Annotated in this window: 12 protein-coding genes; 5 read left to right on the top strand and 7 right to left on the bottom strand. The window is 59.2% G+C overall.

What is annotated here, in order from left to right; genetic code table 11:
- The first annotated feature begins 234 nt into the window (after positions 1 to 234).
- From ACF8YQ_RS04545 to ACF8YQ_RS04530, 4 genes are all read left to right on the top strand, one after another.
- Entirely contained in the window at positions 235 to 2,202 is a 1,968-nt protein-coding gene (locus ACF8YQ_RS04545) for an HDOD domain-containing protein (RefSeq protein ID WP_396622703.1), read from the top strand.
- Positions 2,203 to 2,226: 24 nt separating this feature from the next.
- Positions 2,227 to 4,404, top strand: coding sequence for a putative bifunctional diguanylate cyclase/phosphodiesterase (locus ACF8YQ_RS04540; RefSeq protein WP_396622702.1), 2,178 nt, complete (start codon positions 2,227 to 2,229; stop codon positions 4,402 to 4,404).
- Between the two features lie 235 nt (positions 4,405 to 4,639).
- The gene (locus ACF8YQ_RS04535) at positions 4,640 to 5,293 is read left to right on the top strand and encodes a class I SAM-dependent methyltransferase (RefSeq protein ID WP_396622701.1); all 654 of its coding nucleotides are present in this window, start codon (positions 4,640 to 4,642) and stop codon (positions 5,291 to 5,293) included.
- 44 nt (positions 5,294 to 5,337) lie between these two features.
- Positions 5,338 to 6,345, top strand: a complete 1,008-nt coding sequence (locus ACF8YQ_RS04530) for a DUF2156 domain-containing protein (RefSeq protein ID WP_014420787.1) — start codon at positions 5,338 to 5,340, stop codon at positions 6,343 to 6,345.
- Here ACF8YQ_RS04530 and murI read toward each other — a convergent pair.
- Together murI and nudC are read right to left on the bottom strand one after the other, a co-directional pair.
- Entirely contained in the window at positions 6,323 to 7,168 is an 846-nt protein-coding gene (gene murI / locus ACF8YQ_RS04525) for a glutamate racemase (RefSeq protein WP_396622700.1), read from the bottom strand. The two genes, ACF8YQ_RS04530 and murI, sit on opposite strands and share 23 nt — an antisense overlap.
- Positions 7,161 to 7,997 carry an NAD(+) diphosphatase gene (nudC, locus tag ACF8YQ_RS04520; protein WP_396622699.1) on the bottom strand — a complete coding sequence of 279 codons (837 nt, stop codon included), beginning with the start codon at positions 7,995 to 7,997 and terminating at the stop codon, positions 7,161 to 7,163. Before nudC ends, murI begins: the two co-directional genes overlap by 8 nt.
- Before the next feature lie 140 nt (positions 7,998 to 8,137).
- On the opposite strand from nudC, the gene plsB reads away from it, so the two are divergent.
- Positions 8,138 to 10,609 carry a glycerol-3-phosphate 1-O-acyltransferase PlsB gene (plsB, locus tag ACF8YQ_RS04515; RefSeq protein WP_396622698.1) on the top strand — a complete coding sequence of 824 codons (2,472 nt, stop codon included), beginning with the start codon at positions 8,138 to 8,140 and terminating at the stop codon, positions 10,607 to 10,609.
- Positions 10,610 to 10,627: 18 nt separating this feature from the next.
- Here plsB and ACF8YQ_RS04510 read toward each other — a convergent pair whose 3' ends face one another.
- The 5 genes from ACF8YQ_RS04510 to ACF8YQ_RS04490 all read right to left on the bottom strand — a co-directional run bounded on the left by ACF8YQ_RS04510 (position 10,628) and on the right by ACF8YQ_RS04490 (position 14,926).
- Positions 10,628 to 11,464 carry a class I SAM-dependent methyltransferase gene (locus ACF8YQ_RS04510; RefSeq protein ID WP_011785696.1) on the bottom strand — a complete coding sequence of 279 codons (837 nt, stop codon included), beginning with the start codon at positions 11,462 to 11,464 and terminating at the stop codon, positions 10,628 to 10,630.
- Positions 11,464 to 11,853 (bottom strand): hypothetical protein, encoded by a 390-nt coding sequence (locus ACF8YQ_RS04505; protein ID WP_011785697.1) that lies wholly within the window; start codon positions 11,851 to 11,853, stop codon positions 11,464 to 11,466. Before ACF8YQ_RS04505 ends, ACF8YQ_RS04510 begins: the two co-directional genes overlap by 1 nt.
- Positions 11,854 to 11,940: 87 nt before the next feature.
- Positions 11,941 to 12,642 (bottom strand): tRNA (adenosine(37)-N6)-threonylcarbamoyltransferase complex dimerization subunit type 1 TsaB, encoded by a 702-nt coding sequence (gene tsaB / locus ACF8YQ_RS04500; protein ID WP_153741222.1) that lies wholly within the window; start codon positions 12,640 to 12,642, stop codon positions 11,941 to 11,943.
- 33 nt (positions 12,643 to 12,675) lie between these two features.
- Positions 12,676 to 13,329 (bottom strand): adenylate kinase, encoded by a 654-nt coding sequence (gene adk, locus ACF8YQ_RS04495; RefSeq protein WP_011785699.1) that lies wholly within the window; start codon positions 13,327 to 13,329, stop codon positions 12,676 to 12,678.
- Positions 13,330 to 13,555: 226 nt separating this feature from the next.
- Positions 13,556 to 14,926: an HDOD domain-containing protein gene (locus ACF8YQ_RS04490; RefSeq protein ID WP_286895006.1), complete on the bottom strand. Its 1,371-nt coding sequence runs from the start codon at positions 14,924 to 14,926 to the stop codon at positions 13,556 to 13,558.
- Positions 14,927 to 14,948 lie beyond the last annotated feature (22 nt).

Below are 14,948 nucleotides of genomic sequence, written 5' to 3'. Positions count from 1 at the left end.
ACGCTTAAACTTGTCACTATAAGCGACATTTTAACCTGTAAAAAGGGTACACATATCACAGACCGGATGACAGATTGCTTAAAAAAGCACCAATAAGTATTTAATAGTGACGGATTATTGTCTAAGCTCAGGGACCAACAAGAAGAATGAACACCCTGTCATATTATTTCAATTCAGAACAGGGAAGCTTGCGCACGGCCATTAGCGGACCGCGCAGGACCAAAGGGGCGTGCCATGACTACAGCGACGGATATTGCGTCAGATCTACAGCTGCCGAGCCTTCCGGAGGTTATCCTGCGCGCTCTGGACGCCTGCCATTCCGGTCAAAGCTATCGCGAAATCAGTCGTATCGTTTCTGCCGACACCGCCCTCGTTACCCAGTTACTCGCCCTCACCAGTTCCGCGCTCTACCATCGGGGAGCTCCCAGCCATTCTGTTGAACAAGCCTTGTTGAGACTGGGGACCCGAAAATTCCAGACGCTGCTGCTGACGTCCGCCCTGCGACAGCTGATGTTCGAACTTGGAGGCGATGAGTGGCAACAACTGAGGGACTTCTGGCGGCACTCCCTGACCACCGCATTGACGGCCAAGACGCTGGCTACGCTGACCCGCTACCCGGAACCGGAAGAGGCCTTTCTTCTGGGGATGATGCATAACATTGGCGAGCTCATTGCGATCAAAACACCCTGCCCCGAACGCAAGCAACAGATATTGAACCAGCAGAACGACATCGCCGCCGGGCTGGTGTCCTCCTGGGGGCTGGGCACAATGGCTGTCGATGCCATGCGCTATCAACAGGCCTTGCCCGGACAACTGAGGGATGCCGGGCACCTGGTCAAGGTGGTCAGTCTCTCTACCCGGCTAGCTCTGTCTGATGCCGTAGGCGTAGGGGCAGCGGCCACCATTTTCGGGTTGCAGGAAGATCTGACCCGTGAGATCAACAAGAAGATCGGCGAAGAGGTTGCCAGCGTGGCCGCATCCCTCGGTATCCCTCTGGATACTGACTACGATGCCCGCGAGGCCAGACGTCAGCTGAACCAGCGGCTGCTGGAACACACCATGGTGCGAACCGCGCTGGCGTTGCCAGCCTCTGGCCCGGAAAACCTCTCCACACTGGTGTCGGAAGCCGCCAGCAGCCTGGCACTGATCACCGGTCTCCCCGTGCTCTGCTTCAGCCGGGAGGGTGAGGATCTTAGGCTGCGTTCAGGCACCTGCCGGCAACTGCCCGAGATGTCCGTTAATCCAGCCTACGGCGACAGTGCGCTAACCACTGCTCTGAGAACCGGCACCACCACAACCATGGATCAGGCCGAACCCACCGTGCTTGATCAACAGCTGTGCTCCCTGCTGGCCGCACCCTCACTACTGGCGCTCCCCGTTTCAACCGGGGACAGTGTGTTCGTGATTGGCATCGACGACCAGACAGTGGCGGGTGCGCGCAACCTCGGCGAGTTGTTCACCCGGGAACTCTCGGCGGTTCTCAAGCTGTCATCTGCCGATCGCCTTGGCTCGGACCAGCAAATGGTGAACGATCGTCTGCGCCGACAGGTACACGAGGTCAGTAACCCGCTCACCATTATCCGCCAGTACCTGTTCCAGCTGCGCAGCCGGCTCCAGGATCCAGATGTTCAGGATGAGCTGAACATCATTCAGGAAGAACTCGAGCGTGCCGGCAACCTGTTGTTGCAGATCAGCCAGCACGCGGCCGAAGCAACAGGCTCCGACACCGATCTGAACGAAGAACTGACCGGTCTGGGCAGAATCCTTCGGGATAGCCTGTTCCATGACGATCACCGGGAGCTTCACCTGCACCTCTGCAAAGCGGACACTCAAGTACAGGCAGCCCCCTCTGCGGTCCGCCAGATCGTCCTTAATCTGGCCAGAAACGCAGTTGAGGGCTTTGGAGAGCGGCCCGGAACCGTCACGTTGAAAACCACGGCACCCCTGTTTCAGAACCGGCGACGCTGGGTTGAGTTGCAGGTCACCGATAACGGTCCCGGCATTCCGGAGCCATTGCAACGCCGACTGTTTGAACCGGTCAACAGCACCAAGGGAGATGGCCATAGCGGCCTGGGGCTGAGCATTGTTAAACAACTGATTGATGACATGGAGGGCATCATTGCTTGCCACACCGGCCAGGAGGGCACGGCCTTCCGGATACTGCTGCCGGCGGCAAGTCATAACGATAACGACACCGACTGACGACGAAACCACGGACACACAGCCATGGCAAGCGAACAGACCACAGAGTCCTCCAGCCTTTCACGACGCTCCAGTATCCTGGTGGCAGACGACGAGCCACGCCTGCTCAAAACCCTGGCCGACCTCCTCCGGAGCCGGGGTTTTGAGGTGTCAGAAGCCCACGGTGGGCGACAGGCCTGTGAACAGCTTCACCGGCAAGCCTTTGATCTGGCCCTGCTGGATCTGAACATGCCAGAGCTGGACGGTTTCCAGGTAATGGCGGAAACCGGCCGGCTGCAGCCGGATTGCGGTGTCATTGTGGTCAGCGGAGAGTCGTCTTTCAGCACCGTCAGTCGGGCCCTGCGCCGGGGCGCACTGGATTACATCCGTAAACCCTTTGACCCGGAAGAATTGCTGGCAACTGTGGAAGGGGTTCTGGGCAAGCAGTCGCTTATTCGCGCCCATGAGATGGTTCAGTCCCGGCTGGAGAAATCCGAGGCTCTGCACCGCTATATCGTCAACAGCTCGCCGGACATCGTGTTCATGCTCGATGAAACCGGGCATATCTGCTTCATCAACAACAAGGTCGAAAGCCTGCTCGGCTATCAGCCCTCAGAGCTCTGCGGGCAGCATTTCCGCCACATACTGGACGACCGGGACGTGGCCCGTGGCACCTATGCTCTGCAGGGCCCCAACATCTCTGCCGATAATCCCCGGGTGCTGGAGGTCCGCCTGAAAACCAGGGGCAGCCGCAAGGCCACCCGTCATTTCGAGATCACCGCCTTCCCGGTAGACCCACAAACCTGGCCCCAGACCGGCAAGACCCAGGGCGGCTGCACCGGCCAGCCAGCGCGTTATTATGGCATCGCCCGCGATGTCACCGAGCGCAAGGAGGCCGAGGCCTTCATCAATTTCCAGGCTTACCACGACCTGCTGACCCGGCTGCCGAATCGGGCTCTGTTCAAAGACCGGCTGGAACTGGCCATCACCCATGCACGACGCAGCCAGCAGAAACTTGCCGTGATGTTTCTGGATCTGGACCGCTTCAAGGTGGTTAACGACACGCTCGGACACGCCATGGGAGATCGCCTGTTGCAGGCGGTCACGCATCGACTGGAAAAGTGCCTGCGCCGGGGAGACACCCTGTCCCGCTTCGGGGGCGATGAATTCACCCTGTTATTGCCGAGCATTCACGGCAACGACGACGCAAGGAACATTGCCCGTAAACTGATCAACGCTCTGAAAGCGCCGTTCCAGCTGGGAGACCACGAGGTCTTTGTGGGGGTCAGTATCGGGATTTCAGTATTCCCCGAAGCCGGCGAGACCATGGATCTGCTGATACAGAACGCCGATATTGCCATGTACCACGTGAAAGCGCGGGGTAAAGATGGCTATCGCTTCTATTCCGACAGCATGAGCATCAACACCGCCAACCGGCTGAGCCTGGAACGGGATCTTCGCCTGGCACTGGAACGCAACGAGCTCCGGGTGTTTTACCAGCCTCAGGTATGCTCCCGTTCCAACCGGGTGGTGGGCCTGGAGGCCCTGGTGCGCTGGCAGCACCCGGAACGGGGACTGCTCTACCCCGGGGATTTCCTGCCCCTGGCAGAAGAAACCCGGCTGGTTGGCAAACTCAGTGAACAGGTTATCGATCAGGCCTGCCGCGACGTGGGCCGCTGGATCAGTAGCGGGCATTCCGACCTGCGCCTGGCGGTGAACCTCTCCCCCAGCCAGGTGGAGCACCCCAGATTCGTCGAAACCCTGATGAACCGGGTGGCCGCCCACAACTTCCCGGCCGATAACCTGGAAATCGAAATCACAGAAAATGTGATCATGAATGATCTTGAACAGATCAGCCGCAAGCTCAAGGAGCTGGCCGCCACCGGCGTGCGCATCGCCATCGACGATTTCGGTACCGGCTATTCCTCGCTCAATTACCTGCACCGTCTACCGATTCACACTCTGAAGGTGGACCAGTCCTTTGTTAAAGCCATACGCAGTGGCGAAGACGGAGCCTGCATCGTCAACGCCATTATCGCCATGGCACACGGCCTGAAACTCGAGATTGTGGCCGAAGGTGTGGAAACCGACGACCAACTTGCGTACCTGAAAAGCCTCGGCTGTCACCAGGTTCAGGGCTTCTTCTACGGCCCCGCCCGACCCGCCGCCGACATTACACGGTTGCTGGCCAAAGATGGTCTGGCCTTCGCACATACCGGCTAAAACGATTATCGATTGTCTGACACTCAGAACCAAAACATTGACCCGGTTTGCAAAGTGTATCCTTACGTTACTTTGTGTATCCGGAAATGCGCAGTACTGCACATCTTTCAACCTACCCCTTCTCTAAGCTCGGTTTATCAGTAACCGATCACCGGAATGTCCGACAGGCTGTCGGAGCAACAATCACAATAACGGTGGCGGACAACCAGGGAACAAGAAGAAGGCAGCAGTCATCATGCGCGACAAGTACAAGTATATTGGCCCCGTCTACGATTTTCTCAGCAATCTCTACAGCGGCAAGAACATCCATCGCTGCAAGACCGCCATGCTGGATGTGGAAACGGTAAAACCCGGAGACCGCATTCTCTTTGCCGGCGTCGGCCACGGCCGGGACGCTATCCGAGCCGCAGAGCTGGGAGCGGATGTAACGGTGGTCGATCTGTCCGAAACCATGCTGCGCAAATTCGCCGATGCCCAGCATAAAGAAGCGCCTCATCTGACCATACGCCGCATCCACAGCGACATCATGAAGGTGGATGAGTTCGAGCAATATGACATGGTGGTCGCCAACTTTTTCCTGAACGTGTTTGACGAAGACATGATGGTGAAGGTGCTCGAGCACCTGATTCGCCTGGGCAAGGCCGATGCCAGAGTGGTTGTCGGCGACTTCTGCTACCCGACGGGCAACATCCTGTCCCGCATGTTCAAGAAACTCTACTGGTACATGGCGGTGTTCATTTTCTGGCTGTTTGCCAACAACGCCTTCCACAAGATCTACAACTACCCCGAGCACATGCAGCGCCTGGGCCTGCAGGTAACCGAGAAGAAGCACTTCAAGCTTCTGCACATGGACTGCTACTGGTCCATCCTCGGCCGAAAACAGGCCTGAACCCCTGACACCAAAAACAACAACAGGTTATCGGGAGCGTCATCATGTCAGACCAGATTCTTGCACTGGACCGTACCCAGGGACTCACCGACGGACAGTTTACGTTTTCAGAGCGGGTGAACTACCTCAAGCAGTTCGGCGTGCACTCACAGTCCTTCTCGACTCTGCAGCCGGGGATGCAGTACTTCGATGTTGAAGGGATGGGCTACGTGGCCTACATGCGTAAATGGGGCGGCACCTTTGTGCTGTCAGACCCGGTTTGCGCACCCGAGAACTTCCCGGTGATTCTGGAGCGCTTCCACCAGAAGTTTCCGAATGCCTGCTACATCCAGGTCTCCAAACCGGTGGTGGATTTCCTGCATCTACGCTTCGGGCTCTACGGCACCCAGTTTGGCAGCGAATCCCGCATCGACCTGCGCAAATGGTCCCTCAGCGGCAAGAAAAAGCAGATTCTGAGAACCGCCCTGAACCAGGCCGAAAAGAACGGGATCACGGTGAAGGAGCGTTTCAGTGATGACCACACGCGGGAAATATCGGAAGCGTGGATTCGCACCCGAAAATGCAAGAGCAACGAAATCCGTTTCCTGATTCGCCCGATGGAAATGGATTATCGGGAAAACGAACGCCATTTCTACGCCTATCAGGATGGCAAAGCCGTCGGCTTTATCTACTTCGACCCGATCTATCGCAACAACGAAATCATCAGTTATGTGCCCAACATCTCCCGCGCCAACGCGGATTTCCGTCAGGGTATCTTCTATACCCTGATGGCCCACGCCATGGATGTTTTCAAGGCCGAGGGTGTGCCATTTCTGGACCTGGGCCTGATACCTCTGTCCCTGGACAAAGCCACGGAGCACCAGGAAAGCCGGCTGCTCAAGAAGATGCTCCACGGCATCTATGAGAAAGGAAACTTCCTGTACAACTTCAAGGGGCTGGAGTTCACCAAATCACGCTTCCGCGGCGATGGCTTCAAAACCTACTGCTGCCACAAGCGGGCTATTCCAGCTCTGGAATTCCTCGCCATGTTCAAACTGACCCGGTTGCTGTAACGCCGGGCCAGTGACCGGCGACCATCACCACCGGGATGCCCATTTCCGACATGAACGGGCCCAGGTCTTCCGGCGCATCACCAGAAAAGCAGGCACTGGTCACCACAGCCCCGGACTGGTTAGGCGGTGTCTGCGCACAGGCCAGGTCACCGGCCTGTTCAAACCACCAGGCCACGCGGCGGGCAATCGCCTCGCCAGACTCCACCCAGTGCATCACCTCCGGTAACGCCTTGCGCAACCAGGGCAACAGTAACGGGTAATGGGTACAGCCCAGAACCACCGTGTCGACACCGGCATCCCGCAGCGGCACCATGGCCTCATCCACCTCCACCTGATTCGGCGCAGAGCCGCCAACCAGCTCCTCTGCCCAGCGCACCAGGGCCGGATGACCAAGGCGGAATACCTCACAATCCCGGGCAAACTCCTGAATCAGATCATCCAGATAGGCGCGTTTCACAGTCGCCGGTGTCGCCAGAAGGCCTATGCGGCGATTGGTGGAACAGGCCGCCGCCGGTTTAACAGCCGGCACCACCCCCACCACCGGCACATCAATGGCGGCCCTGAGCTCGGGCAAGACAACGGTACTGGCGGTATTGCATGCCACCACCACCACATCACAGGGGAATCGGGCCAGGCACTGCCGTATAAGCGTGCAACAGCGCTCGATCACCACCTGTTCGGGCTTGTCGCCATAGGGAAAGCCGGCATTATCAGCCAGGTAAACAAGCTCCGCACCGGGCAACGTCTGGTGGATACAGGCGGCGACACTCAGGCCACCGACCCCGGAATCAAACACCAGCACCCTCGGGCGACGGTCAATCATGGTGGTTACCACCATTGCCGGCAGTAATCTCTGCTTTCAGGGCATTGATCAATCGCCCTGCTATGGTGGTTTCTGGCGGAACCGGAGGATGTTCATCCACCGTAAACCAGCCAGCATCCGCCAGTTCGTCTTCCTGCAACCGCAATTCACCACTCTCGTAGTCGGCAAAGAAGCCCAGCATCAACTGGTGAGGAAATGGCCAGGGCTGCGACCCCTGATAGCGAATGTTGGTCACCGCCAAGCCGGTTTCCTCCATCACCTCCCGGGCCACCGCCTGCTCCAGATTCTCGCCCGGCTCCACAAAACCAGCGATCAGACTGTAGAAGTTGCGGGTGACCCGCGCGGATTTTGCCAGCAGGAAGCGGTCGCCCCGGAGAATAACGGTAATGATGCAAGGGGCAATACGCGGGTACCAGGGGATGCCACACCGGTTGCACCAGCGCGCCCGTTCGCGGGGATGGGCTCCGGTTTTCTCTCCACAGCGGCCGCAGTAACGATGGTCCTGCCACCACTGCCAAACCTGATAACCGGTACTGAGCAGATCCACCGGCGCCCCGGGCGTAAGCAGCATAGCCTCACGCAGGGACAGCGTCTGCATGCCCGGCACACCGGTGTCCGGCAGCATGGTGACATACAGAGGGCGCCCCTCCCAGGCGCCCAGGGACAGCGCCTCCGGTCGGCTGCCACCCATTTCCGGGCCACCCCAGCGAAGGAACCAGCCATCCGCCGGCTTCAGAATACTGTTGCCCGTGAACGCCAGCAGCAGATCACCCTGCTCCGGCGAGGCCTCATTCCACCCGGGTACCCACTGTGCCTTGTCGTCTGCCATGCCCTGCCTTTCCTGCTGCCTGAATACCAGTCCCGAAATGTACCACATCACATTCATCACCAAGAATTAGTGCACGACTTTCCGCTACCGCCCCAACCCGTTAAACTTGGCGCCTGTTTCCAGGACCGGAGTAACCGTTTATGCGACTTTATCAGGGCATTCGCAGCCTGATCCTGTCTCTTTTCCGAAAGATCCTGTTTTTATGGGTCAGGACTGATGTCAGTGGCAATACCCTGGAAGCCCTCGGGCTGGACCCGGACAAGCCCGTCTGTTACGTGCTCCAGTACAGCTCGCTGTCGAGCCGGCTGGTGCTGGAGCAGGAAGTCATCCGGGCCCGGTTGCCGGGAGCCACAGATACCTTGCCGGTCAAAAACGGGCCCTCGCATTCGTTTTTCTTCCTTTACAAACGCATTGGCGGCCTGTTTCGGGGCGGCCGGCACAAGCCGGTGCCTACCCGGGAATTTACTGATCTGGTCCACTTCGGGCTGGAACATCCGGATCAGGACGTCCAGATTGTGCCCGTCTCGCTGTTCTGGGGCCGCTCACCCGACAAGGAAAAGTCCCTGGTCAAGCTACTGCTCTCCGACACCTGGTCGGTGGCGGGCCGCCTGCAGAAATTTCTGATTATTCTTGTGCATGGTCGCAACACCTACGTGCAGTTCAACCAGCCGCTGTCACTCAGGCAGGTGGTGGACGAGTATCGCGACAACGAGCAGAAGGCCAACCGCAAGCTGGCGCGAATTCTGCGAACCCACTTCCGTCGTGTACGCCAGGCGGTGCTGGGGCCGGATTTGTCGCATCGACGCACCCTGGTGGAGGGGCTGGTACGCACCCAGGCGGTCAAGGAAGCCATCCGTGAGACTGCTGCGAAGGATGATATCCCGCCGGAGAAGGTCCGCGCCAAGGCCTACAAATACGCCGACGAGATCGCCGCCAGCATGTCGATTGTCACTATTCGCTTCCTGGAACTGGTATTGGCCTGGCTCTGGAACCGGATCTACAACGGCATTGCCATCCACAACATTGGGGTAGCCAAGGAAGCGGCACAGGACAACGCTGTGGTCTACGTACCCTGCCACCGCTCCCACATCGACTACCTGCTGCTGTCCTATGTGCTCTACAAAAACGGCCTGATGCCGCCCCACATTGCGGCAGGCATTAACCTGAACATGCCCATCGTGGGACCAATCCTGCGACGTGGTGGCGCGTTTTTCATGCGCCGCAGCTTCAAGGACAACCCACTCTATGCCACCGTGTTCAACGAGTACATGCACGTGATGTTCACGCGAGGCTACTCGGTGGAGTATTTCGTCGAGGGTGGCCGCTCCCGGACCGGCCGCATGCTGCCGCCACGCCCGGGCATGCTGTCGATGACCGTTCGCAGCTTCCTGCGGGATCACCGCAAGCCCATCGTTTTTGTACCGGTGTACATCGGCTACGAGAAAGTCATGGAAGGGCGCTCCTACCTCGGCGAGCTGCGCGGGAAAAAGAAACAGAAAGAAAGCATTTTCGGTCTCGCCAAGACCGCTCGCAAACTGACCAACTCGTTTGGTCGCGTTGCCGTCAACTTCGGTGATCCAATCCACCTGGACAAGGTGCTGGACGACGTTCACGAAAGCTGGCGCCACGAAGCCTATGACGCCGAGTATCGCCCGTCCTGGCTGAACCAGGCCGTTGATAATCTGTCCCAGCGTGTGGCCAGCAACATCAACGCCTCGGTGGCCGTGAACCCGATTGGCATGACGGCCACCGTTCTGCTGGGCACTGAGCGGCTGGCGATGGATGAGGGCCAGCTGATCCGCCTGCTGGACAAGTATGCTGACCTGCTGCGCGCCTATCCCTATGCCGAAACCATTACCCTGCCCGAAGGCAGCGGCCGGGACTGGATTGCCTATTGCGAGAACATGGGGCTGATTACCCGTCAGCCCCAGAAACTGGGCGACATTATTGCCCTGGAAGGCTCGAACGCCATCCTGATGACTTACTACCGCAACAACATCCAGCATCTGTTTGCTCTACCAGCGCTCATTGCCAGCCTGTTCGAGAACAAGGCCAGCCTGAGCCGGGAAAAGATCGTTTTCCTCACCAGCGTCGCCTATCCCTACCTGCAGTCAGAGCTGTTCCTGCAGTATGACCAGGAAAAGGTAGACGCGGTGATCAACCAGTGGATTGACGTGCTGGTGGACCAGGGCTTGCTGATCAGGCTTGCGGATGAGCGCCTGGGACGGCCCGAGGAAGGTACCGAAGCGATGCTGCGGTCGCGGATTCTGTCCCGCTTCATCATCCAGACCCTGGAACGCTATCACATCACCCTGGGCATACTCAGAAAATATGGCTCCGGCAACCTGACGGCGGCGGAGCTGGAAGAACAGAGCACCTTGCTGGCGGAAAGGATGTCGATCCTATTCGGCCTGAACGCACCGGAGTTCTTCGACAAGACCCTGTTCCGGAACTTCATAGCCAATATGCAGAAAAACGGCGTTCTCACAACCGATGAAGACGGTCGGCTGTGCTATGGCGAGGGTCTGGATGAAGTGGCTGAAGACGCCCGTCTGGTTCTGAGCGTGGAGAAGCGACAGGCTATCCAGCAGGTCACCATGCTAGACGCCTGACAGATCGCTGCGGCACTGTCAGGCCGGCAGCGCCCGGATCGGATAGATGTCGTAGCGACTGCTTTTACCCTCAACCCGCGCAGCCGGCTCCGGTCCGGCGATCGCGGGTGCCTTGCGGGGGCGTTTGACCACCACCCGATAGCGGGCACAGCCGAGCGCGGCCTCCAGTAGCTGGCTGGCGTCGTCATCATCACCCACCACCTGCCGGAACACCTGCATTTCCTTCTTGACCAGCGCAGACTTGTCCCGATGCGGAAACATCGGGTCCAGATAGACCACATCGACGGCTTCGGGTCCTGCCTGGTTCATCCAGTCCAGTGAGTTGCCAGAGTGCAGCGTCATTCGCGCCACAATCGGTGCACAAGCCTCATTCAGGCTAGCCCGGTACAGGCCATCGGCCAACAGGGCATGAATGATCGGGTTACGCTCGAACAGTGTCATCTGGCACCCCAGGGAGGCCAGTACAAAGGCGTCCTGGCCGAGGCCGGCGGTGGCATCAAGCACCTGCAACGGAGCCCGGGTTTTCTGCATACCCACGGCGCGCGCCACCAACTGGCCAGCGCCACCACCGTGCTCGCGCCGGTAGCCCATCTTGCCACTGACAAATTCCGCCCTGACTGGCCCGGGCGCACCTTTACCGGTTTGTTGTAACGCCAGCCCATGCTCGTCCATGAACAATAGAAGACCGTAGTCCCGAACCTGTTTGGGGGCGACCACGCCCAGCCAGTCAAGCCCCAGCTCGGTGGCCAGCGTACGGGCTACGCCCGGTTCAGCCAAGGGGCTATGAGCAACGGCCAGGATGTGACGGAGAGACGAGGAATCCGGAAGCTCGGTGTGAGAGGAAGGCGACGGCATCAGACCAGAATATCAATTCCGCTCAGCACGCTGCCGCTCTCAAACTCCTGTCCGGCAGCGGCAACGCCGGCAAAAGCCGACAGCGCGCGGGCGGCAGGAAGCGGCAATTCATCTGCGCGGAAACGTTCAAGCCGGGCATCTTCCGCCGCGCGCCGGGCTTCGACACGCCGGCTGTCCAGTTCCGGGCCGGTACCACCGGGCTGTGCCGGATTACCGGGGGCGGTATCCCGATCCTGACGGGCGGTATTGAGCTGGTTGCGAACATCACCCGTGGCAAGTGCCTGGGGGTCCGCCGCCGGGGTGCGGGATACATCCGTGCGTTCCCGGGCCGGGGAGTTATTACCCGCCTGGTACAACGAAGGATTTGAGGGATTGATGCCGCCAATCATAACGCACCACCGGGGTGAGGATTCAGAGTCGTCATCGCATTATGGAGGATCTGGTGCAGAATGCAAAGACGGCGGTTGGAGCGGGGTTCACTCCCGACCGGGCAACTTCTTCCAGGCCACTTCGTCCCGGATATACACCGGTTGTGCCTGCTCTGCTGGCACCGCCTGCCCGTTCGACATTCCCTGTTCGGCCAGCTTCGCCACCTGGGCCGCTGCCGGCAACAACGTATCGTCAATGGCTGCGAGGCGTTCAACGAGTTCACCGGGCATCTGCTCTTTCAGGGTCCAGCCCTGACCGGCGCCGTACCAGTTGCCACTGGCATCCGGTGGCAGAGTCACCGCGTCAGGCGGGCAGACCCGCTCCTCGCTCAGCAACACTGGAAGCCCCGCCTCACAGCGGAACACGCCCCAGTAAACCTCCCCCATGCGGGCGTCAAAGGCCACCGCAATGCAATCACCCTCCTGCAGGGCGTGCGTTTCGATCGCCGCGAGCGCCACCGCCGCCAGGGACGACACTGGAACCACGGGGATATCCAGCCCCCAGGCCAATCCCTGGACTACACCGGTTGCAATCCGCAGCCCGGTGAAAGAGCCTGGGCCCCGGGCGAACGCCAGCGCATCGAGATCGGTTGGGGACAGGCCCTGCTCCGCGAACAATTCGCGAACCATGGGCATTAACAGGCGAGTGTGGCCCCGCGGAGCCACCTCGAATCGCTCGGTCACCCGGCCATCCAGCCAGAGTGCCGCGGAACAGCCCTCGGATGAGGTATCCAGTGCCAGAAGTTTCACAGAATCACGCCTCCTGGGCTGAGCCGGTTTCGATCACTTCAGTTGGGACAGAATCTGATCGCGAATACTGTCGAGGCTGCCAACGCCTTCAACGCGCACATACCTGGGTGCATCGGCCGGGGCCTTCTCTGCCCAGCTCTGGTAGAAGCCCACCAGCGGCGCTGTCTGCTCATGATAGATTTTGAGGCGCTTGCGAACGGTCTCTTCCTTGTCGTCTTCACGCTGGATCAGCGCTTCGCCGGTCTCATCGTCTTTGCCTTCTACCTTGGGCGGATCGTATTTAACGTGGTAGATGCGGCCACTGCCCTCGTGTACACGACGGCCAGACAGGCGGCTGACGATTTCTTCGTCTTCAACCGAGATTTCGACCACGTAGTCGATGGCGATACCCTGGTCTTTCAGGGCCTCAGCCTGGGGAATGGTGCGCGGGAAGCCATCCAGCAGGAAGCCGTTCTTGCAATCTGGCTGCTGGATACGCTCTTCAATCAGGGCAATGATGATGTCATCAGACACCAGGCCACCAGACGCCATAACCTCTTTAACCTGCAGGCCCAGCTCGGATTCGGCTTTGACCGCAGCGCGGAGCATATCACCCGTGGAGATCTGGGGGATCTCGAAACGCTCGGTAATAAACTGGGCCTGGGTGCCCTTACCTGCGCCTGGCGCGCCTAACATAATGATTCGCATAACGTTGTGCTCCCATTGCTTTATATTATCGTTTGAAAAGTTATGGCAAAGACCTCTGCCTTTGCGACAACCTCTCGACGGCTCCGGACCGTGTATCCGGCGCACACGCACAAAAACGAGGCAGCATTATACGAACTCACACCCGGCAGAGAAAGTCGACCTCCGTATCATTGTCCGAAAGCCGGGCTGTCAGCTGCCTCAACGGCCGCTGCAGGGCTGGGAATAATCAGGAAGCGAGGGAAGACGCCAACACGTCCAGATCGGAAGCCACCTGGTCCATGTCGCTCTGAACCCGTTCCAGCACATCCGCCCGGAGCCCAAGGCTTTCAACCAGTGCCGGCAGGTCGTCAGGATTGAGTTCGTCACCGATACCACGCTCCTTGAGCATGGCATTGGCCAGCTGCACCATCTGGACATATTCCTCGTGCTCGCCATGGTATCCGATGTGCTGGTGCATGCCGGCGGCTTTGATCACGGCTTCCGGCAGCTGCCACAGCCGGTGCAGAATACCGCCAATGGCACCATGACCAACAGCCAGAATATCCTGGCGCTCACTGTGGCCAAACACTTCCTGCTCGAGCGAGTGCATGCTTGCCTCCGGGTTGATTTCCCGCAGAGCATTGAGCTCTTCAAACTCCGATGGAAACAGATGGCCCACCAGCAGCAGGCCGAAGTTGTGCAGCAATCCGCACAGATAGGCGAGCCCCTTGTCGCGGCCGGAATAGGCGGCGAGGTTCTGGCACAGGAACGCGCAATAAAGCGAGTGGCGCCAGAAATTATCCATGCCGAGCATGCCTCCGCGGGGCACATCAAACGCCCGCACCGAGGCAATACCCAGGGCAATGTGGGCAACCCGGTCAAAACCGAGGACCCGGGTGACCGCTTCCTGTACAGAGTTTATCTGGCCGGGGTAGTTGAACAGCGCTGATCGGGCATAGCGCATGATCTGCGCGGTCATACTGGGGTCGAATTCGATCAACTCGGCCAGTTCTTTGGCCGTCGCTTCAGTATTGGCGGTCAGCCGCAGGATTCGCAATGCCAGGGCCGGCATTGGCGGCAGCCGATAAAGCTTTTGCAGTTTGTCTGCCACGTCTTCCAGAGTCAGGGCTTCGCGATCTTCCACGCCCTGACCACGAATAACCAGATGTCCCTGCCGGGCGCCAGCCTGGGCCAGACGGAAGGCCCGGCCGTCCATTTCAACCAGGCTGTGGTCCGTGCCACCGGAGAAGATCACACTTTCGGCTGTCACTACATCTTCATCCACCAGAACCGGCAGCTCCCAGGCGGCTCCGATCGGAGGTACGAATCCGGCGTCACAGTCCCCGAACAACCGGGAAGTCTGGCGCGCCGTCAGCGGCTGCAGGCGCCGACCGGTGAACTGGTGCACGGCATCCATATCAAGCGTGCTGTCAAAACGGTGTACCACCATAACCACCCCATTGATATCGATCAGCAGGGTCGCCTTGATAAAGTCATGCTGGGGTTTACCCGAAGCAAGCACCGCCGCGTCCAGATTGGCAACGGGCTCCGTTTCCAGTGGCTGGTAGGTAATGCCCTTGCGGGCCAGAAAACGCGAAAGCCTCTCCGACAATGCCAACGGGGGTAACTCCTTAAAGCAA

Origin of the sequence: Marinobacter sp. W-8, from assembly GCF_044342215.1 — a bacterium.
Lineage (GTDB): Bacteria > Pseudomonadota > Gammaproteobacteria > Pseudomonadales > Oleiphilaceae > Marinobacter > Marinobacter nauticus.
This window is presented reverse-complemented; position numbering and strand designations above follow the sequence as displayed.